Below are 25,578 nucleotides of genomic sequence, written 5' to 3'. Positions count from 1 at the left end.
GTCCGGGGAGTTATCCACAGGGCTTTCGGATTCGGCGGTCGGCGCGAGACCGTCGTGACCATGAACACGAACCCGCACGAATTCCGTGGAACACCCGAAAGCCAGCAGGTCACTCTGCGCGGCCCCGCCGAACTGGCCGACGCACTGCCTTTCATGCTCGGCTTCCACCCGACCGACTCCGTCGTCCTCGTCGCCCTCCACGGTGAGCACGGACGATTCGGCGGCCGGGTCAGGCTCGGCATCCCGCGGTCCGCGAACGAATGGCCCTCGACGGCGGAACACCTCGCCGAGTGCCTCGTCGACGGCTGCGTCCGGCGCGGCACCCGGCCCGACGGCATCGTCGTCTTCCTCTGCCAGGACCCCGCGCCCGGTGAGACGGGCCGTCATGTGATGGAGCGGCTGCGCCCGTTCGCCCAGCGCCTGCGCACTGCCTGCGGTGCGCTCGACATCCCCGTCTACGAAGCCCTCTGCATCTCCGACGGGCTGTACTTCTCCTACTGCTGTCCCGACATCCGCTGCTGCCCGCCCGACGGGACACCTCTCGCCCTGACGGGTACGTCGGTCATGGCCGCCTCCGCCGCCTACGCCGGTATTCAGGTCCGGGGATCCCTGCGGGACATGGAGGCCCGGCTCACACCCCGGATCTCGCCTTCGGCGGAGGACGAACGGCAGCGCAAAGCCTTGAACGAGGCCGCCGCCGTGATCGTCCCCAAGATCTTCGACGGGCCGCCGGGCGCGGGCCGCGCCCACGTCAGGGAGACGACGCTCAGCCTCGCCGGCGAAGTCCTCCGGCGCTTCGACGCCCCGGCCGCGACACCCGTGCCGACCGACGGGCGTGGCCCGGCGGCGGCGGAACAGGACGCGGCCGACGACGCGGCGATCGACGCCGACGAGGCCGCCGCTTTGATCCTGGGGCTCCAGGACCGGGAGACGCGTGACCAGGCCGCCGAGTGGATGGAGGGCAGCGAGGGCGCGGCGGCCCTGCGGCTGTGGCGCGTGCTGGCCCGGCGCTGCGTCGCGCCGTTCGGCGAGCACGCCGCCGCCCCGCTCACGCTCGCCGGCTGGGTGGCCTGGTCGACCGGGGACGAGCCGGCCGCCCGCGTGGCCCTCGGCCTCGCTCTGGCCGCCGACCCCGACTACGTCTTCGCCCGTCTGCTGCACCAGGCCTGCAACGAGGGCCTCGACCCCGAGTCCCTGCGCAGTTGCCTGCGGCAGGAGCGTGGGTCGAGGGCGGCGGTTCCGGAGCAGCCCGCCGCGCTCCGTCCCGTGAAGGCGGCGAAAGCGGTGAAGGCAGGGAGGGCCCCGAGGAAGGGGGTGCCGAGCGCGGGGACGCGACCCGGCAAGGGCTCCGGCCGGCAAGCGCGGGCTGCCGCGCCCCGGCCGGGCGGACCGCGCGGTGGAGAGCGCGGGACGAGGAGCGGACGATGACGCCCGTGACCAGGCCGCCCGCGGCGGCGTTCACCTCTGTGGCGGAGCCCGACGACCCGTGCCGCCGACCCTTACCCGGCAGTCCGGACCGCACAGAGAGCACCGCACACCACCCATGGCCTCCCGTCCCGCCCCAGCCCCCGGACTCCCGGCCGCCGGACAGGCGCCGTCCGCCGGTCCTACGCCTACCGCCGCGGCGCGACCGGGGGAGCCGCCCTCGGTGCACCACGCGCTCCTCTGCGTGGCCCTGCCCGCCCTCGCGATCTCTCCCGACCACGGCCAGCTCACCGGCCACGGCCTCGAAGGCGTCTACGTCTCGGGACGCCGTCTCCTCGCCCGCTCCGTGCTGCGGGTGGCAGGCCGCGAACCACTTGCGCTGCAGGGCCGCCAGGCCTCGGCGGACCGCGCGGTCTTCCTCGCCGCCGTCCGTACTGCCGGAGACATCGGACCCGACCCCGGTCTCACGGTCGAGCGCACGCGCGACGCCGACGGGACCGAGCGGATCACACTGCGCAGCTCCGCCGGAAGACCCCTCCGGCTCCCGGTGGAGATCGCTCTGGGCACGGATCTCGCGGACCTGGGCGCCGTGGCGGCGGGACGGCCGGGACCCGAAATCGCCGCGAGCGTTCACGGCACAGGGATGCGCTGGACAGCGGCGGACGGACGGTATGCCTCCGTCAGCGCCGACCCGCCGCCTACGGACGCGCTCGCCGCTGCGGGACTCCTCCGCTGGGAGATCGACCTGGCTCCCGGAACCACCCGGACCATCGAACTCAGGGTGCGCGCGGACCGTGCGCCCCGCCCCTCGGGAGCCGTCGGTGTCGGGACGGGACGACCCAGCGGGGTCGTCCTCGCGGAAGCGCGTGCCGAGGGCGACGACCCCCGTATCGGCGAACTCCTGCGGGTGGCCGTCGACGACCTACGGGCGCTCCTGCAGCGAGACCCACAGCACCCGAGCGACGTCCACCTCGCCGCCGGAGTGCCCTGGCGCTGCGGACCCGCCACCGCCGAGGCGCTCTGGGCGGCGAGGATGGCCCTCCCGCTCGGCACCCGGCTCGCCGTCACCACACTCCGCACTCTGGCCCGCAGCCGGCTCGACGGGCCCGGGCGGGCGAGTGGCCGTATCCGGGGCCCGCTCAGGGACGCCGGTCCCTTCCTCCCCCCGCGCTGCACCGGCGTCGAGGCCACGCTCGCCTTTCCCGCGGTCCTCGCCGAGGCGAGGCGGTGGGGGCTGCCCGAGCAGGACCTCATGGAGCTCCTTCCCGCGGCGGAGGGATGCCTCCAGTGGCTACGCGCCGCGGCCGCCCCGCACGGCTTCGTGCCGGACCCGGGGCCCGCCGGGCCGTGGCGGGCCGAGACCCAGGCGCACGCCCACCGCGCCGCCGTGCTCGGCGCCGACCTGCTCGACGGCTGCGGCCGCCCCGGGGGTGATGACTGGCGGGAGTGGGCTCGTGTCCTGCGCGAGCGGTTCCGGGCGGCGTTCTGGCTCGACGACAGGTCCGGCGGCAGGCCCGCCGCGGCCCTGGTGCCGGGCGGCCGGCCGTGGACCCAGCTGGGCGGCTGGGCGGCGCACCTCCTCGACACCGGACTCCTCGGCGGCGGCCGGTTCGCACCCGGCCTGCTGGACAAGGCCTCCACGGAGCAGCTGGCCCGGCTGCTCGGCACGCCCGCTCTCGACTCCGGCTGGGGACTGCGCAGCCTGGGGGCCAAGGAGCCGGGACACAATCCCTTCGGGCACCGGGCCGGTGCCGTGCGGGTCCACGAGACGGCGGTTGCCGTCGCGGGTCTCGCGGCGGCGGGGTACGAGCGGGAAGCGGGTTCCCTGCTGAAGGGCGCGGTCGACGCGGCGGAGGCGTTCGGCTACCGGCTGCCCGAGATGTACGGCGGCGGTGTGCGCACGACCGGGGCGATGCCCGTTCCCCATCCGACGGCCTGCCGGCCGGCGGCGGTGGCGGCGGCCGGCGCGGTTCACCTCGTGACGGCCCTCGTGGGGATCCGCCCGGACGCCCCCGGAGGGACCGTCGCCCTGCACCCCGTACGGTCGGCTCCGCTCGGAGCGGTACGGCTGTCGGGCGTACGGGTGGCCGGGGAGCCCTTCGCCGCCCGGGTGAGCCGGCTCGGCCTCGGCATGGTCGAGGAGGCCTCCGAGGGCCTCCAGCTGGGGGGCTGACCGGATGCTGTCGCACAGCACCGGCGTGGTCCCGGAGGAGCGAGAAGAAGTCGACGTCGATGCGCGGGAGGGGCGTGTTTATCGTCAGGAAGACGACTATGATCACTGCATGCCTCCCTACGACCCGTCGGCCTTTCCGCCCTTCGCCGTCACTGTCGATCTGGTCGTGCTCACCGTGCGGCGCCACGCCCTGTGCGCCCTGGTCGTGCGGCGGGGAGAGCCGCCGTTCCAGGGCAGGTGGGCCCTGCCCGGCGGATTCGTCCGGGCCGACGAGGACCTGAGCGCCGCCGCCGCGCGGGAGCTCGTGGAAGAGACCGGCCTCTGCGTCCACGACCCCGGGGCCCCGTTGCCCAACGGCGCCCACCTGGAGCAGCTGGCCACCTACGGCGACCCGGAGCGCGACCCCCGGATGCGGGTGGTCAGCGTCGCGCACCTGGCGCTCTCCCCGGATCTTCCCGCCCCCCGCGCGGGCGGCGACGCGAACAGCGCCCGCTGGGCCCCGGTGGAGGAGCTGCTCGGCAAGGACGGATCGCTGGACGACGGCCAGGCCGAGCCGCTCGCCTTCGACCACGCGCGGATCCTTGGCGACGGCGTGGAGCGCGCGCGCTCGAAGATCGAGTACTCCTCGCTGGCAACGGCCTTCTGCCCGCCGGAGTTCACCGTCGGTGAGCTCCGCCGGGTGTACGAGGCCGTGTGGGGTGTCGCGCTCGACCCCCGAAACTTCCATCGCAAGGTGACCGGTACGCCCGGATTCCTGGTTCCGGCGGGCGGCACCACGACCCGTCAGGGCGGGCGTCCCGCACAGCTGTTCAGGGCCGGCGGGGCGACTCTGCTCAACCCGCCGATGCTCCGCCCCGAGGTCTGATCACGTCACTCCCGGGCGACCCGTCCAACCCTGCGCCAAAAGTCCGAAATGTAGCGTTATCTTGCTTCGATAGCCGCCCAGCCGCGGAGCGGTCTCATCTACCGCGAGAGAAGCGATGCTCCAGGCCATCGGACTCACCAGCAGCCCCCGCCGCGACCGCCCGCCCGCCGTGGACGATCTCACCTTCGACGCACCACCGGGTCAGGTCACCGCCCTTGTCGGCCCCGCCGGAGCCGGTAAGACCACCGCACTTCGGCTGATGCTCGAACTCGAGCCCGGCCGAGGGGTCACCTACTTCCGCGGCCGCTCCCTGCAGCGCATCGCCCACCCCGCGGGCGAGGTGGGGGTGCTGTTCGGCGATGTTCCGGGACATCCCTCGCGGACTCTGCGCAGCCAGTTGCGGATGCTGAGCGCGGCGGCGGGGGTTCCCGCGTCCAGAGCCGACGAGATGCTGGAGTACGTGGGACTCGCAGGCCTGCGCGACCAGCGCATCGGACGGCTCTCCCGGGGCATGGACCGTCGACTCGGCCTCGCCTCTGCCCTGTTGGGCGACCCGCACACGCTGCTGCTCGACGAGCCCGGTGCGGGGCTCTCCGTGCGCGAACGAGCCTGGCTGTACGAACTGCTGCGCGCCCACGCCGCCGAGGGCGGCACCGTCCTCTACACCACGGAGGATCCCAAGGACGCGGCCCGCAACGCCGACCGGGTCGTCGCCCTCGACAAGGGACGGCTCGTCGCGGCCCAGGCCGCCGCGGACTTCGCGCACACCCGGCTCCGGCCGCGCGTGGCGGTACGCACGCCGCACGCCGCGCGCCTCGCGGCAGCCGTCACCCAGGAGGCGCGGGCAGCGCGCCGCACTGTCGAAGTGATCACCGAGCGGGGCAACCACCTGTCCGTCTACGGCAGTGACTGCGCCGCCGTCGGGGAAACCGCCTTCCGGCACGGCGTACTCATCCACCGGCTGACCGACGAGGTGGGCGACACGGGCCCTGGTGACATCGGCCACGATCGGCCCGCCGGTACGGACGCGCCGGAGTCCCGGCAGCCGGACTCCAGCTCGGCGGACCCTCGGCCCGCGGAGCGTCGGCGACCGGCCCGTTCGCCGTTGCGTCCGCTGCGGTACGAGATCCGCAGGCTGCTCGGCGTTCCGGCGACACCACTCGTCGTGGCGGGGGTCCTGGTCGCCTCCGTGGTGATCTCGCTGCTCCTCGCGCGCAGTGGCCGGACACCCCTGCCGACCGTGCTCGCCGGCTGGCCCGTCCTGTCGCCGCTGCCCCCCGCGGCCCTCGGGGCGGGGCTGCTCGGCGCCTTCTCGTTCGGCGACGAATACCGCTACCCGGCGCTCACGACCGGCCGGGGTGTCGTTCCGCGCAGGCTGGGGCTGCTGCTCGCGAAGCTCGCGGTCGCGGCGGCCACCGCCCTGGTCCTCGCGGTGCTGGTCGTGGTGGCCGACCTGGAGGCGCTGCGCCTCGTCTACGGCGGTGAGTTGATTCCCGTACCGAAAAACTGGCCGACTCTGTGCGCGAGTTGGCTCGGTCTCCTCGTCGGCTGCGCCTGGGCGGGGGTGCTGGGGGCCGGGGTCTTCCGGGTGGCGGCGGCGGGAGTGGCCGCGGTGCTCGCGGTACCCGTCGTCGTGGCCCCGCTGCTGAGCCGGACGACCTCGGGCCGTGCCGGCCGGTCGATCGCCGGACTCCCCGGGCGGCTGAGGGAATTCGTCAGCATGGAGTGGCCGGTGGCAGCCGACCGCTGGCTGCTCGGTGCGCTGCGGGTGGTCGCGCAGCCCGTGGGGGTGGCGCTCGCGCTGGCGTTGACCGCACTGCTCTGCGCGTACGTGATCACCGGCCTTCACCGCAAGGCGCGTTGGTGATCAAGTGCGGATCGAATGATTCCGTTTACCCAGCAACTCACTAAGAAATGCCCGGCTATGTCGGAATAATCGTCAATTGTGTAGGGGGTGCCGATCACCCTTTCGTGTGCTTTTCACCAAAGACCTCAAGGGTCACGAGGGCAACGCCGACAAAGGATGCGTGAGTACCCTTGCGCACACCATGATGACCGCCGCCCGTCCCGTCGACTCCGGCCTCGGCGCCCCGGGCGATCTCGATCGATACCCGTACGCGGAGGCGCCCGTCGCCGAGCGCGGGGGCCCGCCCTCCTGGGAAGGGGTGGAGACGGACCTCGGCCGGGTCGGTCGTCGCAGCGCCGGTAGCCGTGGGCGCGGACTGCACGGTCAGCTCGTCCAGCAGCTGGGCCAGATGATCGTCTCCGGCGACCTCGGTGCGGACCGCCCGCTCGTTCCGGAGGAGATCGGCCAGCGCTTCGAGGTCTCCCGCACGGTCGTGCGGGAGTCGCTGCGTGTGCTGGAGGCCAAGGGCCTGGTCAGCGCCCGCCCGAACGTCGGCACCCGGGTCAGGCCCGTCAGTGACTGGAACCTGCTGGATCCGGACATCATCGAGTGGCGCGCCTTCGGTCCGCAGCGCGACGACCAGCGCCGCGAGCTGAACGAGCTGCGCTGGACGATCGAACCCCTCGCCGCCCGCCTCGCCGCAGGTCATGGCCGCGAGGACGTCCAGCAGCGGCTCTCCGACATGGTCGAGATCATGAGCCACGCCTACGCCCAGGGGGACGGCATCACCTTCTCCCGCGCCGACGCCGAGTTCCACTCCCTGCTCATCCAGCTCGCCGGGAACCGGATGCTGGAGCACCTCTCCGGCATCGTCGCCGCCGCTCTCCAGGTCTCCGGTGGCCCGGTCACCGGCTGTGACCGCCCCGGCGAGTCCTGCCTGGCGCACCACGCCCGTATCGCCGACTGCCTCGCCACGGGCGACGCCCAGGGGGCGGAAACGGCCATGCGCCAGCTGCTCACGGTCCACCCAGAGGTGGAGCGCGTCGTGCCGGCTCCGCGCGAGCACTGACCCGCGGGCCGTGGCCGGGCGCGCGAGGCGTACGCACCGCGTGCCGCCGGAGCCGTGCGGAACTCGGGGATCATGGTGAGATCCGGGAATGCGGGGCCTCCGGTGGCGCGAATGTGCGACGAACGTCCGTTCTGGCCGCTTTCGTCGCACATGGGGTGTGACTCGGGCCACGCGGATTGGGCGTAACACTCCTCGAAGCCGTGCGATGACCTAAGAGGTGACAGCCGAGGAAGGAATACAGCAGCCGTCTCAGGCGCTGTGCAGTTCCCCGGTCCAGCCCGCGCCGTCGGCACATTCCCCGTCGACGGTCGTCGGCTCCGGCCCGATCCTGGGCGGGGCCGGAAGCCGTTTTCCATCGTTCCGAGAGGTTGTTCGTGTCGGCCAGCACATCCCGTACGCTCCCGCCGGAGATCGCCGAGTCCGAGTCTGTGATGGCGCTCATCGAGCGGGGAAAGGCTGATGGGCAGATCGCCGGCGATGACGTGCGTCGGGCCTTCGAGGCTGACCAGATTCCGCCAACCCAGTGGAAGAATGTTCTGCGCAGCCTCAACCAGATCCTCGAGGAAGAGGGTGTGACGCTGATGGTCAGTGCAGCGGAGTCGCCGAAGCGCGCCCGCAAGAGCGTCGCAGCGAAGAGCCCGGCCAAGCGCACCGCCACCAAGACCGTCACCGCCAAGACGACCGTGACGAAGCCCGTCGCGGCCGCGACGGCGGCCCCGGCGGCAGAGAGCGCAGACCCGGCCGACGAGGCCGGAGCGCCGGCCAAGAAGGCGGCCGCGAAGAAGACCGCCGCCAAGAAGACGGTGGCGAAGAAGACCGTCGCCAAGAAGACGACGGCCAAGAAGACCGCCGCCAAGAAGGACGCCGACGAGGCCATCGAGGGCGAGGAGCTGCTCGACGACGTCGCGCCCGGCAAGGGCGAGGACGAAGAGGCCGAGGGCGAGAACAAGGGCTTCGTCCTGTCCGACGAGGACGAGGACGACGCTCCGGCGCAGCAGGTCGCCGTCGCGGGTGCCACCGCCGACCCGGTCAAGGACTACCTCAAGCAGATCGGCAAGGTCCCGCTGCTCAACGCCGAGCAGGAGGTCGAGCTCGCCAAGCGCATCGAGGCCGGTCTGTTCGCCGAGGACAAGCTGGCCAACTCCGACAAGCTGGCGCCCAAGCTCAAGCGTGAGCTGGAGATCATCGCCGAGGACGGCCGCCGCGCCAAGAACCACCTCCTGGAGGCCAACCTCCGCCTGGTGGTCTCGCTGGCCAAGCGCTACACCGGCCGCGGCATGCTCTTCCTGGACCTGATCCAGGAGGGCAACCTGGGTCTGATCCGCGCCGTCGAGAAGTTCGACTACACCAAGGGCTACAAGTTCTCCACGTACGCCACCTGGTGGATCCGTCAGGCGATCACCCGCGCCATGGCCGACCAGGCCCGCACCATCCGTATCCCGGTGCACATGGTCGAGGTCATCAACAAGCTCGCGCGCGTCCAGCGCCAGATGCTCCAGGACCTGGGCCGCGAGCCCACCCCGGAGGAGCTGGCCAAGGAGCTCGACATGACCCCGGAGAAGGTCATCGAGGTCCAGAAGTACGGTCGCGAGCCGATCTCCCTCCACACCCCGCTGGGTGAGGACGGCGACAGCGAGTTCGGCGACCTGATCGAGGACTCCGAGGCGGTCGTCCCGGCCGACGCGGTCAGCTTCACCCTGCTCCAGGAGCAGCTGCACTCCGTCCTCGACACGCTCTCCGAGCGTGAGGCCGGCGTGGTCTCCATGCGCTTCGGGCTCACCGACGGTCAGCCGAAGACGCTGGACGAGATCGGCAAGGTCTACGGCGTGACGCGCGAGCGCATCCGCCAGATCGAGTCGAAGACCATGTCCAAGCTGCGCCACCCGTCCCGTTCCCAGGTGCTGCGCGACTACCTCGACTAGTCCGCGACCCGGTCGACCGGTCGGCGAACGTTCGAACTGGAGGGCCCGGTTCCCCGAAAGGGGGCCGGGCCCTTCGGCATTGCGCGGGTGCACGGCGGGAAAGCCTGAACGACGCTGGGTGAACCGACATCACCGGAGAGTCAGGAGGCTCTATGCGTCGCCCCATCGCCCGAGCAGTGACCACTGCCCTGGGCCTGATCTCGACTGCGGCCGGTCCGTTCGCCGCAGTCGCCCCCGCGGCCGCCGACAGCGTCGTGGTGGGCGGGCAGCCCGCCGAGGCCGCGGACGCTCCGTGGGCCGTGGCGCTCTCCAGCCGTGACCGGTTCGGGGGTACGCGGGCGGGGCAGTTCTGCGGGGGAGTGGTCGTGGCGCCGACCAAGGTGCTGACCGCGGCCCACTGCCTGGGCAGGGACGTCCTGGGAGGGGAGCCGTCGGAGCTGCCCGACTTCAAGGTGATCGCGGGCCGGAGCGCCCTGTACGGCCAGGGCGGCCACGAGGTCCGTGTCTCCCGCACCTGGATCAGCCCGGACTACGACCCGACGGCCAACACCAACGATCTCGCCGTGCTGACGCTGGCGAGCGCGCTGCCGCAGTCGTACGTGATCAGGACCGCCGTCCCCGGGGACGTGGCCGAGACGCCCGGGACGGCGGCGGACGTGTACGGCTGGGGGGACACCACCGGAAACGGGACCTACGCCTCCGCCCTGCGCTCCGCGCGCGTCCAGGTGCTGCCCGACGCCTCGTGCGAGCGGGCCTACCCGGGCGGCTTCGGAGCCGCGTACCAGCCCGGCACGATGCTGTGCGCCGGTGATCCCCAGGGGGGCCGGGACGCCTGCCAGGGGGACAGCGGCGGGCCGCTCGTGGCCGCGGGGCGGCTCATCGGTCTTGTGTCCTGGGGGAGCGGCTGCGGGCAGCCCGAGAACCCGGGCGTCTACACCCGCGTCTCGACGGTGCTGCCGGAGAACTTCTGAGCCTCGGGCACCCAGGCCTTGGCGGACGTCGGGGCCCTGGACGCCAGAACGGGCGGCCACCCCCCTGGGTGCGGGGGTGGCCGCCCGTCCGCCGGTCTGAGACCGGCCCATGGCTCGTCGTGGATGCGAGGCGTCAGCGGTCCTCGTCTACTGCCTTGGCCGGCACATCGGTGAGCCGGTCGGTCTCATCCTGTATTTCCGCGGCGATCTTCTTGAGTTCCGGCTCGAACTTGCGACCGTGGTGGGCGCAGAAGAGCAAGTCACCGCCGCTTGTCAGGACGACGCGCAGGTACGCCTGGGCGCCGCAGCGGTCGCAGCGGTCAGCGGCCGTCAGGGGGCTCGCGGGGGTCAGAACAGTAGTCACGTCGCCTCTTCTCTAGCTCGACGAGCTGTCGTACCAGGGTCAACATCCAACCAGGCCGAAAACGTTCCCGCTCGTGGCTTTTCCTCGAAACTTCTTCCCGAGGTGGCTGTCTGCTGCCGGTTGGCGGCGAATGAGCCGTATTGCTTCGCTCTACGGATTTCGCATTGCTTGTCTCGGTTTCGTCCTCCCGGCTGGGTTGCCGGTTGTTCATGAGGACGTGCCCGGAGCCTAAATGGTTCATGCCTGGAAGGGAACGTGATGTTCGCGTCACCCCTTCGAGGGATCGAACACCCATGCGACTCTGCACTAGCATGAGAAATCAGGAGGGTGGCGTGACAACGGCTCTACCAGGCATCGGTACCCTCTGACCGGTGAATGACGCCGGGCCTTACCCCACGGGGCCAGTTTTCAAATTCAGCGAGGAGCGAACCGCGTGACCGCCGAGACGTCCGTGCCGTCCAGTGCGCTGCTGACCGCAGACCGTGACGGTTCCAACTACACCGCTCGGCACCTGCTCGTACTCGAAGGGCTCGAAGCCGTCCGCAAGCGCCCCGGTATGTACATCGGGTCCACCGACAGCCGCGGCCTGATGCACTGCCTCTGGGAGATCATCGACAACTCGGTCGACGAAGCCCTCGGCGGCTACTGCGACCACATCGACGTGATCCTCCACGACGACGGCTCCGTCGAGGTGCGCGACAACGGCCGGGGCATCCCGGTCGACATCGAGCCGAAGACCGGGCTCTCCGGTGTCGAGGTCGTCATGACCAAGCTCCACGCCGGCGGAAAGTTCGGCGGTGGCTCGTACGCGGCCTCCGGCGGCCTGCACGGCGTCGGCGCGTCCGTGGTGAACGCGCTCTCGGCCCGGCTCGACGTCGAGGTCGACCGGAGCAGCGCGACGCACGCCATCAGCTTCCGCCGGGGCGTCCCCGGCATCTTCACCGAGCAGGGCCCCGACAGCCCCTTCGACCCGTCCAACGGCCTACTCAAGGGCAAGCGCGTCCCCAAGACCCGCACCGGGACCCGCATCCGCTACTGGGCGGACCGCCAGATCTTCCTCAAGGACGCCAAGCTCTCCCTGGAGCACCTGCACCAGCGCGCCCGGCAGACCGCCTTCCTGGTCCCCGGCCTGACGATCGTCGTCCGCGACGAGCGCGACCTGGAGGGCGTGGGCAAGAGCGAGGAGACGTTCCGCTTCGACGGCGGCATCAGCGAGTTCTGCGAGTTCCTCGCCCAGGACAAGGCCGTCTGCGACGTGCTCCGGCTGACCGGTCAGGGCACCTTCAAGGAGACCGTCCCGGTCCTCGACGACCGCGGCCACATGACGCCGACCGAGGTCACCCGCGAGCTGGGCGTCGATGTCGCCCTGCGCTGGGGCACCGGCTACGACAGCATCGTCCGGTCGTTCGTGAACATCATCGCCACCCCTAAGGGCGGCACCCACGTCTCGGGCTTCGACCAGGCCATCACCAAGACCGTCAACGAGGTCCTGCGCTCCGCGAAGATGCTGCGCGTCGCCGAGGACGACATCGTCAAGGACGACGCCCTCGAGGGCCTCACGGCCGTCGTGACCGTCCGGCTGGCCGAGCCGCAGTTCGAGGGCCAGACCAAGGAGGTGCTCGGCACCTCGGCGGCCCGCCGGATCGTCGCCAACGTGGTCGCCAAGGAGCTCAAGGCCTTCCTCACGTCCACCAAGCGTGACGACAAGGCCCAGGCCCGGGCCGTCCTGGAGAAGGCCGTCGCGGCCGCCAGGACCCGTATCGCGGCCCGCCAGCACAAGGAGGCGCAGCGCAGGAAGACCGCGCTGGAATCCTCCTCCCTGCCGGCGAAGCTCGCCGACTGCCGCAGTGACGACGTCGAGCGCAGCGAGCTCTTCATCGTCGAGGGAGACTCCGCGCTCGGCACCGCCAAGCTCGCGCGGAACAGCGAGTTCCAGGCCCTGCTGCCGATCCGCGGCAAGATCCTCAACGTCCAGAAGTCCTCGGTCTCGGACATGCTCAAGAACGCCGAGTGCGGGGCGATCATCCAGGTCATAGGAGCCGGCTCGGGCCGCACCTTCGACATCGACGCGGCGCGTTACGGCAAGATCGTGCTGCTGGTCGACGCCGACGTCGACGGCGCGCACATCCGCTGCCTGCTGCTGACCCTCTTCCAGCGCTACATGCGGCCCATGGTCGAGGCGGGCCGGGTCTTCGCCGCCGTTCCGCCGCTGCACCGGATCGAGCTCGTCCAGCCCAAGAAGGGCCAGGACAAGTACGTGTACACCTATTCGGACAGCGAGCTGCGCCAGACCCTGCTCGAGTTCCAGCGCAAGGGGGTCCGCTTCAAGGACGCCATCCAGCGCTACAAGGGCCTCGGCGAGATGGACGCCGACCAGCTGGCGGAGACCACCATGGACCCGCGCCACCGGACCCTGCGCCGGATCAACATCGGCGACCTGGACTCGGCGGAGCAGGTCTTCGACCTGCTCATGGGCAATGATGTGGCGCCCCGCAAGGAGTTCATCACCAGCTCGGCGGCGACGCTCGACCGTTCGCGCATCGACGCGTAGTCGGCCGTCCACCCAGGGGTGGAGCCGCGAAGCTCCACCCCTGAGCCGATCACAGCACCGCCTCCGCTCCGTAGCATCGAAGTGACGGAGGGGGACGGATATGAATGGCGACAAGTCGACCGGGCGATGGCTCGTGTGGCCCGTGCCCGAGGCGCTGACTCGGGTCGGTGTGCCACGCGGCCGCCTCGTGATCGACGGAGTCATGTTCACCGCGGTCAGCGGATGGACCGTGGTCAGTGCCTATGTCTCGGGCGTCTTCGCGGATTGGTACGGGGTCCTTCCGCCGCTGGGCCTCGGCCTCGCGGTGGCCGCGCTCTGCGGCTACCACCGGACGACCCTCGCCAACCGGCTTCTGCCCTCCGTCGGTCTGCTCGGGGCCGTGGCGGGCCTCGGCCTCGCGGCGCACCTCGCGGGAGCGCACGTCAGCGCGACCCTGCTCTGGATCGTCGCCTCCATCGCCGCGATGCAGCGACTGCCGATGCCCGTCGCCCTGGCCACCGTGCTGCTCCTCTCCGGGGGGTTCGTCGACGCCGACGAGACCGGGATCGTCGGCGCCGCGGTCACGACCGCCGCCGTCCTGCTCACCGGGTACACCGTCCGCCTGGATGCAGAGGCGCGGGGCGCCGGGTTCCGACTGCTCGCCCAGGAGCGCTTCGCACGCGAGGCGGAGGCGGCCTCCGCCGCCTTGGCCGAGCGGGCCAGGATCGCGCGCGAGATCCATGACGTCCTGGCGCACAGCCTCTCCGCGCAGATGGTGCACCTGGAGGCCGCCAGACTCCAGATCGAGGCCGGGGCCGAGCGCGAGACGATCCTGGAGCGGGTGGTCGCGGCCCGCTCCATGGCCCGGGAGGGGCTCGCCGAGACCCGGCAGGCGCTCTCCGCGCTCCGTGGCGACATGGTGCCCGTCGAGGACTATCTGCGGGAGCTCGCGCGGGAGGACCGGGCGGAGGTGCGAGTGATCGGTGCCCGTCGGCAGCTGCCGGCGGAGGCCTCCCAGGCCGTACGGAGAGTGGCGCAGGAAGCTCTCACCAACGTTCGCAAACACGCCCCCGGGGCCAGGGCCCGCCTGCTCCTGGCCTACGAGACGGGTGAAGTGGCCCTGGAGATACGCGACTCGGGCGCGGTCGGCGGGCCGCCGGGCGCGGCCGGACTGGACGGTGTGTCCGGTGTGGTCGAGGGAGCGGGACTGGGCGCCTCGGGGTCCGGCTATGGGCTGCTGGGCATGCGGGAGCGCGCCGAACTCCTCGGCGGGTCGCTGGACGCGGGGCCCGAGGGCGACGGCTTCGCGGTGCGGCTGAGGGTGCCGGCATGAGGGGGCCCGGGAACCGGTCCGAGGACCGCGGGGTCGCTCGGGTGATCGTCGCCGACGACCAGTCCATGGTGAGGGAGGGCATTGTGCTCGTGCTGGGGCTGTTGCCCGGCATCGAGGTGGTCGGAGCGGCCAGGGACGGCGAGGAGGCCGTCGCCCTGACCGCCGAACTGGCCCCCGACGTGGTGCTGATGGACCTCCGGATGCCGCGCTGCGACGGCGTCGAGGCGACTCGGAGGATTCGCGCCGAGCACCCTGGCACCGAGGTCGTGGTCCTCACCACGTACGCCGACGACGACTCCCTCTTCCCGGCGCTCAGGGCAGGGGCGCGGGGCTACCTCACCAAGGACGCCGGTGGGGAGGAGATCGTGCGCGCGGTGCACGACGTGCTCGACGGGCGCGCCGGACTGGCTCCCGCCGTCCAACGGCGGCTCCTGGAAGAGCTGATGGTCGAGCCCGATCGGCGTCGTGGGCCCGTCGGCGACCCACCGCGAGGGCGGCCGAGGCGACAGGCGGCCGCCCTCCCCGACGGGCTCACCGAGCGCGAGGCCGAGGTGCTCGTCCTGGTCGCGGACGGCCTCTCCAACCAGGAGATCGGCGCCCGGCTGAGCATCTCCACCGCCACGGTGAAGACCCATATCAACAACCTCTTCGCCAAGGCCGGAGTCCGCGACCGAGTGCAGGCGGTCCGGTACGCATATCGGCACGGGCTCGTCGTACCACCAGAGGAACAACCACCTGATGGGGTGAAGTGAGGAGGGAGAAGAGTCCTGGATCTTCCCGCTCTGTCCATCCTTGGGCACGCGGCCGAAACGGTTCGCTGACAAGGAGAGTTCAGCGGTGGAGAAGGACGAAGGGCCGGGCGTTCCCGCGGTGCGGATCGACGACCCCTGGTACGACGCACTCGCCTCCGGCTGGGGCGAGTCGGCCGGCGCGGAGGCAGCGGCCGGCGAGGACATGACCGCTGATCCGGCGGCCGGGGCCGTACCGCGACAGCAGGCGGAGCACGGTTCGGGATGGGACGTCACCGACGGTTCCGGGCGGGGCTTCGGGCACGGCTCGCCGCACGGCTCCGCGGATGGCCCGATGCACGGATCCGCTCACCGGTCGACGCGCGGCTCCGTGCACGGGGCGATGCGCGGTGCCGAGCACGGGTCGACGCATGGCGCCGACCGGCGCACGGCTGCCATCTATCTGGAGGTCCAGCGCAGCCCGGCCTTCCAGGAAGTGCGCAGCCGCTACCGCCGGTTCGTGATCCCGGCGGCCCTCGCCTTCCTCCTCTGGTATCTCGCCTACGTCGTGGCGGCGACGGCGGCGCCCGGCCTGATGGCCCGGCCCGTGATCGGGATGGTCAACGTGGCGATGCTGGCCGGGCTCGGGCAGTTCCTCACCACCTTCCTGCTGACCTGGGCCTACGCCCGTCACGCCCGGCTGCGACGGGACCGGGCCGCTCTGGAGCTGCGCTGGACGGTGTTCGACGAGACGCGGGGAGTGCAGGGGTGACCAACGACCATCAGATGCTCGCGCTGCTGCTGTTCAGTGCGTTCGTCGCCGTGACACTCGGGATCACGACCTGGGTGAGCCGGAACCGGCATGGTTCGGCCGAGGAGTTCTACGCCGGGGGTCGGCTCTTCTCGCCCATGGAGAACGGTTTCGCCATCGCCGGCGACTACATGTCCGCCGCCTCCTTCCTCGGCATCTCGGGCCTGATCGCGCTCTTCGGCTACGACGGCATGCTGTACTCCGTCGGATTCCTCGTCGCCTGGCTGGTCGTGCTCCTCCTGGTGGCCGAACTGGTGCGCAACTGCGGCCGGTTCACGCTCGCCGACGTGGTCGCGGCCCGGATGGCGGAGCGCCCCGTCCGGATCGCCGCCGGAACGTCCTCCGTCACGGTCTCCGTGCTCTACCTGGTGGCCCAGATGGTGGGGGCGGGCAGCCTGGTCGCCCTGCTCCTCGGCGGCACCAGCGAGGCCGCTCGCTCCTGGACCGTCATCGGCGTCGGCGCGCTGATGGTGATCTATGTGTCGCTCGGCGGCATGCGGGCCACCACCTGGATCCAGATCGTCAAGGCCGTCCTGCTCATCGCCGGCACGATCGCCCTCACCGTGCTGGTCCTGCTCCGCTTCCACGGCGACTTCAACCAGCTGCTCGCCGCCGCGGCCGAACGCAGCGGCCACGGACGGGACTTCCTCGCGCCGGGCCTGCGCTACGGCGGCGAATGGACCGCCCGGCTGGACTTCATCAGCCTCGGAGTCGCCCTCGTCCTGGGCACCGCCGGTCTGCCGCACATCCTGTCCCGGTTCTACACCGTGCCGACCGCGCGGGCCGCCCGCCGCTCGGTCGTCTGGGCCATCGGCCTCATCGGCGGCTTCTACCTCATGACGATCGTCCTCGGATTCGGCGCCGCAGCGATCATCGGTCCGGACGCCGTCCGCGCCTCCAACGCCGCCGGGAACACGGCCGTACCGCTGCTCGCCCTCGACCTCGGCGGAGGAGCCGGGTCGACCGGGGGCACGGTGCTGTTCGCGATCGTCGCCGCCATCGCCTTCGCCACCATCCTGGCCGTCGTCGCCGGTATCACGCTCGCCTCGTCCGCGTCCGTCGCACACGACCTGTACGCCACGCTGCGCCGCAGACGCGCGCGGGCGAAACGGTACAGCGAGGTGACCGTGGCACGGATGGCCGCGGCCGGGATCGGCGCGGCGGCGATCGGGCTCGGTCTGCTCGCCCGCGACCTCAACGTGGCGTTCCTGGTCGGCCTTGCCTTCGCGGTCGCCGCCTCGGCCAACCTGCCGGTGCTGCTCTTCTCGCTGTTCTGGCGGAACTTCACCACGCGTGGTGCCGTCTGGTCGGTGTACGGAGGGCTCGTCCCCGCGGTGCTGCTCGTGGTCTTCTCCCCGGTCGTCTCCGGCAGCCCGGAGGCGCTCTTCCCCGGCGTGGACTTCCAGCTCTTCCCGCTCCAGAACCCGGGCCTGGTCTCCATCCCGCTCGGCTTCCTGGCGGGCTGGCTCGGCACCGTCACCTCCACCGAGCCGCCGGACGCGGCCAAGCACGCGGAGACCGAGGTCAGGGCGCTGACAGGCGCGGGGGCGGTCTGAGACCCGCAAGGCGGTGCCTCGGGCTCAGCCCGTCGCCTTCACCCACACGTACCGGTGCTCGGGGCGGCCCGTCTCGCCGTACTTCAGGGAGAGCCGCACCCGGCCCGCCCGTTCGAGCAGCTTGAGATAGCGCTGGGCGGTCTGCCGGCTCACCCCCGCGCGCTCGGCGATCTCCTGCGCGGAGAGGGCCCCGTCGGCGGCCAGCAGCACCTGGCGCACCAGCTCGGCCGTGGTGGGGGAGTGACCCTTGGGCAGGTCCGGCTCCACCGTGCCCGCGGAGAGGGTGCCGAAGATCCGGTCGACCTCGGCCTGTTCGGCCTCGCCGCCGCGTTCGAGGGTGTCGCGCAGGGTCGCGTACGCCTCCAGCTTGGTGCGCAGCCCGGCGAAGGAGAAGGGCTTGACCAGGTACTGCAGCGCGCCGTGGCGCATCGCCGCCTGGACGGTCGCCACGTCACGTGCGGCCGTGACCATGATCACGTCGGTCTGGTGGCCGAGGCGCCGCAGTTCCCGGACGACCGCGAGCCCGTTCTCGTCCGGCAGGTAGTGGTCGAGCAGGATCAGGTCGACCGGGATCTCGCTCAGCCGGGCGAGTGCCTCCGCCGTGGAGTGGGCGCTGGCGACGACCCGGAAGCCGGGCACCTTCGCCACGTACGCCGCGTTGATCCGCGCCACGCGAGTGTCGTCGTCGACGACCAGTACGTCGATCATCGGGGTTCTCCCACGGCGGCACGGTCGGCCGGGTCCGCCGGTTCTGCCGGGGCCGGCTCCGTCCCCGCTGTCGACTCCGTGGGCTCCTCGTCGCTCAGGGCCTCCGGGAGGTCGACCGTGAACTCGGCGCCGCCGCCGTCCGGGCCCGTGTCGACCCGGGCGCTGCCGCCCCGGCGTTCGGCGAGCCGGCGCACCAGGGCGAGGCCCAGGCCCCGCTTGCCGTGGGAGGGGAGCTCCTTGGTGGTCCAGCCCTCGGTGAAGATCAGCTCGCGCCGGTCGTCCGGTACACCCGGCCCGCTGTCGGCGACCCGCAGCACAGCTGTCCGGCCCTCGGCCCGCAGAGCGATCTCCACGCGCGCGTGGACGGTGCCCGCGGCGGCGTCCAGGGCGTTGTCGACGAGATTGCCGACGACCGTGACCAGCTCACGGGGGTCGACCAGCCGGTCGGGGAGGAGCGAGTCGGCCGAGATCCGCAGCGAGACGCCCCGTTCGGCGGCGACGGTGGCCTTGCCCACCAGGAGTGCGGCGAGGAGCGGGTCGTGGACCTTCTCCGTGACCTGCTCGGCGGTGGCCCGGTGGACGCCGACGACCTCGGTGACGAACTCGACCGCCTCGTCGTGCATCTCCAGCTCCAGCAGGCCGAGGAGGGTGTGCAGACGGTTGGCGTGCTCGTGGTCCTGGGCCCGCAGAGCGTCGATCAGGCCCCGGGTGGAGTCCAGCTCGCGGCCGAGGCGCTCCAGCTCGGTGCGGTCGCGGAGGGTGGCGACGGCGCCACCGTCGTCCGTCGGCATCCGGTTGGCGATCAGCACGCGGTGGCCCCGGACGGTCACCAGGTCCTCACCGGTGACACGGCCGACCAGCACGTCGGCCGTTCGGCCCGAGCCGAGCGCCTCCTCCAGGGGGCGCCCGGTCGCTTCGGGGCCTATGCCGAGCAGCCGCTGCGCCTCGTCGTTCAGGAGCCGGACGCGTCCGGTGCGGTCGAGCGCCACGACGCCTTCGCGGATGCCGTGCAGCATGGCCTCACGCTCGGCGAGGAGCGCCGAGATGTCCGAGAACGCCAGGTCGTGGGTCTGCCGCTGAAGCCTGCGGGAGATCAGGTACGCGGCCAGGGCACCGGCCGCCAGGGCGCCGCCCGCGTACGCGAGGAGCCCGGGGATCGCCCCGAGGAGCCGGTCGTGGACGCTGTCGTACTCGATGCCGACGGACACCGCGCCGACGATGGCTCCGTCCGCGTCCCGCAGCGGGGCCTTGCCCCGGGCGGAACGGCCCAGGGTGCCGTTGTCGATCTCCATGACCTCGCGCCCCGCGAGCGCGGCGCTGGGGTCCGTGGAGACGACCTTGCCGATCTGGGTGGGGTCGGTGTGGGACCAGCGAACGCCCCGGGTGTCCATGATCACGACGTACTCGGCGCCCGTGGCCTGCCGGATCCGCTCGGCCTCGCGCTGCACCGGGCCGGTGGTGGAGGGGGCGGTGGTTCGTAGTGCGGTCGCGACCTCGGGGGAGGCGGTGGTCTCGGCGATGGCGAGGGCGCGCCGCATGGCCTGGTCGTCGAGCTGGTCGCTCAGCGGCGCGAGGAAGAGGCCGGTGGCGAGCACGGTGACGCCGGTGGCGATGGCCAGCTGCATCAGCAGGACCTGGGCGAAGACCCGCCGCGGCCAGCCGAGACGCCTGCGTCGCGCGGGGCGCGGCGCGGGGTGAGGCGCGGGGGTGGTCCGTGCGGGGGTCATGGCAGGAACGGTACGGGGGTGGGGGCGGGGACCGGAAATGTGCGGGGCCCTGGGGCGGGCGGCGGGCGGCGGGCGGCGGGGGGCGGGCCGGGCGTGGGTGGTGCGGGTGCGGGTGCGGGTGCGGGTGCGGCCCGGGGTACGGCCGCGGGCCGCTGGGGGTGCGCCCGGCCTCCGGCCGGGCTGGGGGTTCCCACCCGCACCACCCGTGCGGCAAGGAGGGCAGAGGTGCGGCTCTGCCGGTGGGCGTTGCTCGCCGTCGGCGGCCGCGGGCTCCGGGAGGCGGCGGCTCCGCGCCACGGGCGGGTGGGGAATGGGCCGACAGGGCAGACGCGTGCCTATTCTGGGGGCTTTCGTGTCGTGTTTCGCCGGAGGGGTTCCCTTGACCAGCCAGCAGATTCCCGTCGTCGTTCTCTCCGGGTTCCTCGGGTCGGGTAAGACGACGCTGCTCAACCATCTGCTGCGCAGCGCCCGGGGGACCCGGATCGGTGTCATGGTCAATGACTTCGGGGACATCGGGATCGACGCCATGACCGTGGCCGGGCAGGTCGGCTCCACGGTCTCGCTCGGCAACGGCTGCCTGTGCTGTGCCGTCGACGCGAGCGAACTGGACGAGTACCTGGAGGTGCTCACCCGTCCCGAGACCCGTCTCGACGTGATCGTCATCGAGGCGAGCGGCCTTGCCGAGCCCCAGGAACTCGTGCGGATGGTGCTCGCCAGCGAGAACGAGCGGGTCGTGTACGGCGGGCTCGTCCAGGTCGTCGACGCCGCCGAGTTCGCGCGGACGCGGGCCACGCACCCCGAGACCGACCGGCACCTGGCCCTCGCCGACCTCGTCGTCGTCAACAAGGCCGACCGGGTGGGCGAGGAGGAACTCGCCGCTGTGCACGAGGCCGTCGCCGGGCTCGCCGGGCGCGCGGCCGTGGTCCGCGCCGCGCACGGGCGGGTCGATCCGGAACTCCTCTTCGACCGGGTCGTGCCCGAGGGCGAGATCGAGGGCCAGATGTCGATCGAGGACCTGCTCTACGGGGACGACGACGCGCACGACCATCCGCACGCCGCCTACGAGACTCTTTCCCTGTCGTCCGGCACCGCGCTCCACCCGCGTCGGCTCATGGAGTTCCTCGACTCCCGGCCCGAGGGCCTCTACCGCATCAAGGGCTTCCTCGACTTCGGCGCCGCCGACCCCGCCAACCGCTACGCCGTGCACGCCGTCGGCAGGTTCCTGCGCTTCTACCCCGAGCCGTGGACGGCCGGGCAGGAGCGGCTCACCGAGCTCGTCCTCATCGGCTCCGGCATCGACGCCGGGGCGCTGCGCAAGTCCCTCGACGGCTGCCGCGTGAACGGCCCGCAGGACGCCCCCGACGAGCACAGCATGTGGGGAGTCCTGCGGTACGTACAGGAGAACGATCCGGACGAGCCGGGCGACGCGTCCTAGCTCGCCGGGGGCGCCACCACCGCGACCGGCTTCGGCAGCGGGGTCCCCGAGCCGTCGCGGCGCGGGTCGATCTCGGGCAGCTCCACCGGCGTGCCGTTGTCCTGCGCGGCGTGGGCCGGGGTCGCGCCCGCCCAGGCCAGGATCAGCACGTCCTCGCCCTTCAGGAACCGCTGGCAGCGCACACCACCGGTCGCCCTGCCCTTGCGGGGGTACTGGTCGAACGGGGTCAGCTTCGCCGACGTACCGGCGCCGGAGTCCAGCGTGCCCGTGGAGCCCGCGATCGTGAAGACCACCGCGTCCGCGGCCGGGTCCACCGCCGTGAACGAGAGCACCTCGGCGCCGTCCGCCAGCTTGATGCCCGCCATGCCGCCCGCCGGCCGGCCCTGGGGCCGTACCTGCGAGGCCTGGTAGCGCAGCAGCTGGGCGTCCGAGGTGATGAAGACCAGGTCCTCCTCGCCCGTCCGCAGCTCGGTCGCGCCGACGATCCGGTCACCCTCCTTGAGGGTGATGACCTCCAGCTCGTCCTTGTTCGCCGGATAGTCCGGGACCACCCGCTTGACCACGCCCTGCAGCGTGCCGAGCGCCAGGCCCGGCGAGGACTCGTCGAGCGTGGTCAGACAGACCACCGTCTCGTCGTCCTCCAGGGTCAGGAACTCGGCCAGGGGAGCCCCGCCCGCCAGGTTCGGCGCGGCGGCGGTGTCCGGCAGCTGGGGCAGGTCGATCACGGCGAGCCGCAGCAGCCGGCCGGCCGAGGTCACCGCGCCGACGTCGCCGCGCTGCGTCGCGGGGACCGCCGAGACGATCGCGTCGTGCTTGGCCCGCTTGGCGTCCTCGCCGGGGGCCGGGACCTCCGCCGTCGCCGTGCGCGCCAGCAGGCCCGTGGAGGAGAGCAGCACCCGGCAGGGGTCGTCCGCGACCTGGAGGGACACGGCGGCGACCGGAGCGCCCGCCGACTCCAGCAGGACCGTCCGCCGGTCGGTGCCGAACTTCTTCGCCACCGCCGCCAGTTCGGCGGAGACCAGCTTGCGCAGCTCGTTGTCGGACTCCAGGATCCCGGTCAGCTCGTCGATCTCGCCGTTGAGCCGGTCGCGCTCGGTCTCCAGCTCGATCCGGTCGAACTTGGTGAGTCGGCGCAGCGGGGTGTCCAGGATGTACTGCGTCTGGACCTCGCTCAGCGAGAAGCGCTCGATCAGCCGCTCCTTCGCCTGCGCCGAGTTCTCGCTGGAGCGGATGAGGCGGATGACCTCGTCGATGTCGAGCAGCGCGACGAGCAGGCCCTCGACCAGGTGCAGCCGATCGCGCTTCTTGCCCCGGCGGAACTCGGAGCGCCGGCGCACGACGTCGAAGCGGTGGTCGAGGTAGACCTCCAGGAGCTCCTTGAGGCCCAGCGTGAGCGGCTGGCCGTCGACCAGCGCCACGTTGTTGATGCCGAAGGACTCCTCCATCGGCGTCAGCTTGTAGAGCTGCTCCAGGACCGCCTCGGGCACGAAGCCGTTCTTGACCTCGATGACCAGGCGCAGGCCGTGGCTGCGGTCGGTGAGGTCCTTGACGTCGGCGATGCCCTGGAGCTTCTTGGAGCCGACCAGGTCCTTGATCTTGGAGATGACCTTCTCGGGACCGACCGTGAAGGGCAGCTCGGTGACGACGATGCCCTTGCGACGCGCCGTCACGTTCTCCACGGTCGTGGTGGCGCGGATCTTGAACGTGCCGCGGCCGTTCTCGTACGCGTCCTTGATGCCGGCCAGGCCGACGATCCGGCCGCCGGTGGGCAGATCGGGGCCGGGCACGAAGCGCATGAGCGCCTCGAGATCCGCGTTCGGGTGGCGGATCAGGTGCCGGGCCGCCGCGATGACCTCGCCCAGATTGTGCGGGGGCATGTTCGTCGCCATGCCGACGGCGATCCCGGAGGCGCCGTTGACCAGCAGGTTCGGGTACGCGGCGGGCAGCGCGACGGGCTCCTGCTCCTGGCCGTCGTAGTTCGGGGTGAAGTCGACGGTGTCCTCGTCGATGGACTCCGTCATCATCAGCGCGGCGGCGGCCATCTTCGACTCGGTGTACCGCATGGCGGCCGGCGGGTCGTCGTTGCCGAGCGAGCCGAAGTTGCCGTGGCCGTCGACCAGCGGGAGGCGCATGGAGAACGGCTGGGCCATGCGCACCATCGCGTCGTAGATCGACGCGTCGCCGTGCGGGTGCAGCTTGCCCATGACCTCGCCGACGACACGGGCGCACTTCACGTAGCCGCGGTCGGGGCGGAGCCCCATCTCGTTCATCTGGTACACGATGCGGCGCTGCACCGGCTTCATGCCGTCGCGGGCGTCCGGCAGCGCGCGGGAGTAGATCACCGAGTACGCGTACTCGAGGAAGGAGCCCTGCATCTCGTCGACGACGTCGATGTCGAGGATCCTCTCCTCGAACGCGTCGTCCGGCGGCGGTGTCTTCGTGCTGCGGCGGGCCATCGCGGCTGCGGCTCCTTCACCAACAAGGTTGATCTGACGCGGACCATTGTGGACCGTCCCACCGACAACGTGGACCGCGACCCGGGTACAGCGGCCCGTCGGCCGTCCGCGAGGCCCCCGCGACCGGAAGCACGAGGCCCCCGCGACCGGAAGCACAAGACCCCCGCGACCGGAAGCGCGAGGCCCCCCGACCCGGAAGAGGGACGCCTGGAAGCTGTGGGAACTTCGCGAGGTGTCGGTGCGCTTGCATAGGGTGGCAGGACTTTTCCATATCGCGATCGAAGGGACGTACATGCCCATGGGTCACACGGCCACGGCAGAGGCCGGCTCCGGCGGCCTGACAGCGACCGAGCACCGGCTGGCCAACGGCCTGCGCGTGGTGCTCTCCGAGGACCACCTGACCCCGGTCGCCGCGGTCTGCCTCTGGTACGACGTCGGCTCCCGTCACGAGGTCGCGGGCCGCACCGGCCTCGCCCACCTCTTCGAGCACCTGATGTTCCAGGGCTCCCAGCAGGTCAAGGGCAACGGCCACTTCGAGCTGGTGCAGGGCGCCGGAGGCTCGCTCAACGGCACGACGAGCTTCGAGCGCACCAACTACTTCGAGACCATGCCCACGCACCAGCTGGAGCTCGCGCTCTGGCTGGAGGCCGACCGCATGGGCTCCCTGCTCGCCGCCCTGGACGACGAGTCCATGGAGAACCAGCGGGACGTCGTCAAGAACGAGCGCCGTCAGCGGTACGACAACGTGCCCTACGGCACGGCCTTCGAGAAACTGACCGCCCTCGCCTACCCGGACGGTCACCCCTACCATCACACGCCGATCGGCTCCATGGCCGACCTGGACGCGGCGACGCTGGAGGACGCGCGGACCTTCTTCCGTACGTACTACGCGCCGAACAACGCGGTCCTGTCGGTCGTCGGCGACATCGACCCCGCGCAGACGCTGGCCTGGATCGAGAAGTACTTCGGCTCCATCCCGTCCCACGACGGCAAGCTGCCCCCGCGCGACGGCACCCTGCCCGACACCATCGGGGAGCAGCTGCGCGAGGTCGTCGAGGAGGAGGTCCCGGCCCGCGCGCTGATGGCGGCCTACCGCCTCCCGCACGACGGCACGCGCGCGTGCGACGCCGCCGACCTCGCCCTCACCGTTCTCGGCGGCGGCGAGTCCTCCCGGCTCCACAACCGGCTTGTGCGCCGCGACCGTACGGCCGTGGCCGCGGGCTTCGGCCTGCTGCGCCTGGCCGGCGCGCCCTCGCTGGGCTGGCTGGACGTCAAGACCTCCGGCGGCGTCGAGGTGCCCGAGATCGAGGCGGCCGTCGACGAGGAGCTGGCCCGCTTCGCCGCCGAGGGCCCGACGCCCGAGGAGATGGAGCGCGCCCAGGCCCAGTTGGAGCGTGAGTGGCTGGACCGGCTCGGCACGGTCGCGGGCCGCGCCGACGAACTGTGCCGCTTCGCGGTCCTGTTCGGCGACCCGCAGCTCGCCCTGACGGCCGTCAACCGGGTCCTGGACGTCACCGCCGAGGAGGTGCGGGAGGTCGCCGCCGCCCGACTGCGCCCGGACAACCGCGCGGTGCTGGTCTACGAACCCATCGGCGACGACCAGAGCGACGACGAGCAGAGCGACAGCGACGAGGAAGAGGGAGCGGACCAGTGACCGAC

At 71.9% G+C, this 25,578-nt stretch carries 18 protein-coding genes; 14 read left to right on the top strand and 4 right to left on the bottom strand.

From position 1 onward, the window contains the following. Positions 1 to 60: 60 nt before the first annotated feature. From ACF09C_RS35495 to ACF09C_RS35465, 7 genes are all read left to right on the top strand, one after another. Positions 61 to 1,428 carry a DUF4192 domain-containing protein gene (locus tag ACF09C_RS35495; RefSeq protein ID WP_392097546.1) on the top strand — a complete coding sequence of 456 codons (1,368 nt, stop codon included), beginning with the start codon at positions 61 to 63 and terminating at the stop codon, positions 1,426 to 1,428. A gap of 115 nt (positions 1,429 to 1,543) precedes the next feature. Next, complete coding sequence (locus tag ACF09C_RS35490) at positions 1,544 to 3,598, top strand: glycogen debranching N-terminal domain-containing protein (RefSeq protein ID WP_392097544.1); 2,055 nt, start codon at positions 1,544 to 1,546, stop codon at positions 3,596 to 3,598. Positions 3,599 to 3,707: 109 nt separating this feature from the next. Beyond that, positions 3,708 to 4,463 carry an NUDIX domain-containing protein gene (locus tag ACF09C_RS35485; RefSeq protein WP_392097543.1) on the top strand — a complete coding sequence of 252 codons (756 nt, stop codon included), beginning with the start codon at positions 3,708 to 3,710 and terminating at the stop codon, positions 4,461 to 4,463. A gap of 115 nt (positions 4,464 to 4,578) precedes the next feature. Beyond that, complete coding sequence (locus tag ACF09C_RS35480) at positions 4,579 to 6,330, top strand: ATP-binding cassette domain-containing protein (protein ID WP_392097542.1); 1,752 nt, start codon at positions 4,579 to 4,581, stop codon at positions 6,328 to 6,330. 160 nt (positions 6,331 to 6,490) lie between these two features. Then, the gene (locus ACF09C_RS35475) at positions 6,491 to 7,378 is read left to right on the top strand and encodes a FadR/GntR family transcriptional regulator (protein WP_392097540.1); all 888 of its coding nucleotides are present in this window, start codon (positions 6,491 to 6,493) and stop codon (positions 7,376 to 7,378) included. Positions 7,379 to 7,752: 374 nt separating this feature from the next. Further along, positions 7,753 to 9,300: an RNA polymerase sigma factor gene (locus tag ACF09C_RS35470; protein WP_392097538.1), complete on the top strand. Its 1,548-nt coding sequence runs from the start codon at positions 7,753 to 7,755 to the stop codon at positions 9,298 to 9,300. Between the two features lie 152 nt (positions 9,301 to 9,452). Beyond that, positions 9,453 to 10,271: a serine protease gene (locus ACF09C_RS35465; RefSeq protein ID WP_392097537.1), complete on the top strand. Its 819-nt coding sequence runs from the start codon at positions 9,453 to 9,455 to the stop codon at positions 10,269 to 10,271. Positions 10,272 to 10,404: 133 nt separating this feature from the next. On the opposite strand, the gene ACF09C_RS35460 is transcribed toward ACF09C_RS35465, so the two are convergent. Further along, the gene (locus tag ACF09C_RS35460) at positions 10,405 to 10,635 is read right to left on the bottom strand and encodes a hypothetical protein (protein WP_137992866.1); all 231 of its coding nucleotides are present in this window, start codon (positions 10,633 to 10,635) and stop codon (positions 10,405 to 10,407) included. 433 nt (positions 10,636 to 11,068) lie between these two features. Between ACF09C_RS35460 and ACF09C_RS35455 the strand changes: the two genes are divergently transcribed. From ACF09C_RS35455 to ACF09C_RS35435, 5 genes are all read left to right on the top strand, one after another. Beyond that, a complete protein-coding gene (locus tag ACF09C_RS35455) occupies positions 11,069 to 13,186 on the top strand; it encodes a type IIA DNA topoisomerase subunit B (RefSeq protein WP_392097535.1) in 2,118 nt (705 codons plus the stop codon). A gap of 100 nt (positions 13,187 to 13,286) precedes the next feature. Further along, positions 13,287 to 14,498, top strand: coding sequence for a sensor histidine kinase (locus ACF09C_RS35450; protein ID WP_392097533.1), 1,212 nt, complete (start codon positions 13,287 to 13,289; stop codon positions 14,496 to 14,498). Continuing rightward, on the top strand, positions 14,495 to 15,250 hold the full coding sequence (locus tag ACF09C_RS35445; protein ID WP_392097531.1) for a response regulator: 756 nt from the start codon (positions 14,495 to 14,497) through the stop codon (positions 15,248 to 15,250). The genes ACF09C_RS35450 and ACF09C_RS35445 overlap by 4 nt, the downstream gene beginning before the upstream one ends. An 85-nt stretch (positions 15,251 to 15,335) precedes the next feature. Continuing rightward, complete coding sequence (locus ACF09C_RS35440) at positions 15,336 to 15,998, top strand: DUF485 domain-containing protein (protein ID WP_392097530.1); 663 nt, start codon at positions 15,336 to 15,338, stop codon at positions 15,996 to 15,998. Next, on the top strand, positions 15,995 to 17,593 hold the full coding sequence (locus ACF09C_RS35435; protein WP_392097528.1) for a cation acetate symporter: 1,599 nt from the start codon (positions 15,995 to 15,997) through the stop codon (positions 17,591 to 17,593). Before ACF09C_RS35440 ends, ACF09C_RS35435 begins: the two co-directional genes overlap by 4 nt. Before the next feature lie 24 nt (positions 17,594 to 17,617). Here ACF09C_RS35435 and ACF09C_RS35430 read toward each other — a convergent pair whose 3' ends face one another. Both ACF09C_RS35430 and ACF09C_RS35425 read right to left on the bottom strand, forming a co-directional pair. After that, a complete protein-coding gene (locus ACF09C_RS35430; RefSeq protein WP_392097527.1) occupies positions 17,618 to 18,301 on the bottom strand; it encodes a response regulator in 684 nt (227 codons plus the stop codon). Next, positions 18,298 to 20,028, bottom strand: coding sequence for an ATP-binding protein (locus ACF09C_RS35425; protein ID WP_392097525.1), 1,731 nt, complete (start codon positions 20,026 to 20,028; stop codon positions 18,298 to 18,300). Before ACF09C_RS35425 ends, ACF09C_RS35430 begins: the two co-directional genes overlap by 4 nt. A gap of 379 nt (positions 20,029 to 20,407) precedes the next feature. Here ACF09C_RS35425 and ACF09C_RS35420 point away from each other — a divergent pair, with 379 nt between their 5' ends. Then, positions 20,408 to 21,463 carry a CobW family GTP-binding protein gene (locus ACF09C_RS35420; RefSeq protein WP_392097523.1) on the top strand — a complete coding sequence of 352 codons (1,056 nt, stop codon included), beginning with the start codon at positions 20,408 to 20,410 and terminating at the stop codon, positions 21,461 to 21,463. On the opposite strand, the gene ACF09C_RS35415 is transcribed toward ACF09C_RS35420, so the two are convergent. Further along, entirely contained in the window at positions 21,460 to 23,919 is a 2,460-nt protein-coding gene (locus tag ACF09C_RS35415; protein WP_392097521.1) for a DNA topoisomerase (ATP-hydrolyzing) subunit A, read from the bottom strand. The two genes, ACF09C_RS35420 and ACF09C_RS35415, sit on opposite strands and share 4 nt — an antisense overlap. Before the next feature lie 292 nt (positions 23,920 to 24,211). On the opposite strand from ACF09C_RS35415, the gene ACF09C_RS35410 reads away from it, so the two are divergent. Further along, positions 24,212 to 25,573: a M16 family metallopeptidase gene (locus ACF09C_RS35410; RefSeq protein ID WP_392097519.1), complete on the top strand. Its 1,362-nt coding sequence runs from the start codon at positions 24,212 to 24,214 to the stop codon at positions 25,571 to 25,573. Positions 25,574 to 25,578: the final 5 nt, after the last annotated feature.

Origin of the sequence: Streptomyces sp. NPDC014870 (assembly GCF_043081505.1) — a bacterium.
Taxonomy (GTDB): domain Bacteria; phylum Actinomycetota; class Actinomycetes; order Streptomycetales; family Streptomycetaceae; genus Streptomyces.
The sequence above is the reverse complement of the archived record's forward strand: the minus strand, read 5'-3'. Positions and strand labels throughout refer to the sequence as shown.

Bases quoted from the DNA above. Each gene is read 5' to 3' on its own strand.
- ACF09C_RS35495 (WP_392097546.1), top strand. From the start codon at position 61: ATGAACACGAACCCGCACGAATTCCGTGGAACACCCGAAAGCCAGCAG.
- ACF09C_RS35490 (WP_392097544.1), top strand. From the start codon at position 1,544: ATGGCCTCCCGTCCCGCCCCAGCCCCCGGACTCCCGGCCGCCGGACAG.
- ACF09C_RS35485 (WP_392097543.1), top strand. From the start codon at position 3,708: ATGCCTCCCTACGACCCGTCGGCCTTTCCGCCCTTCGCCGTCACTGTC.
- ACF09C_RS35480 (WP_392097542.1), top strand. From the start codon at position 4,579: ATGCTCCAGGCCATCGGACTCACCAGCAGCCCCCGCCGCGACCGCCCG.
- ACF09C_RS35465 (WP_392097537.1), top strand. From the start codon at position 9,453: ATGCGTCGCCCCATCGCCCGAGCAGTGACCACTGCCCTGGGCCTGATC.
- ACF09C_RS35450 (WP_392097533.1), top strand. From the start codon at position 13,287: ATGAATGGCGACAAGTCGACCGGGCGATGGCTCGTGTGGCCCGTGCCC.
- ACF09C_RS35445 (WP_392097531.1), top strand. From the start codon at position 14,495: ATGAGGGGGCCCGGGAACCGGTCCGAGGACCGCGGGGTCGCTCGGGTG.
- ACF09C_RS35430 (WP_392097527.1), bottom strand. From the start codon at position 18,301: ATGATCGACGTACTGGTCGTCGACGACGACACTCGCGTGGCGCGGATC.
- ACF09C_RS35425 (WP_392097525.1), bottom strand. From the start codon at position 20,028: ATGACCCCCGCACGGACCACCCCCGCGCCTCACCCCGCGCCGCGCCCC.
- ACF09C_RS35415 (WP_392097521.1), bottom strand. From the start codon at position 23,919: ATGGCCCGCCGCAGCACGAAGACACCGCCGCCGGACGACGCGTTCGAG.
- ACF09C_RS35410 (WP_392097519.1), top strand. From the start codon at position 24,212: ATGCCCATGGGTCACACGGCCACGGCAGAGGCCGGCTCCGGCGGCCTG.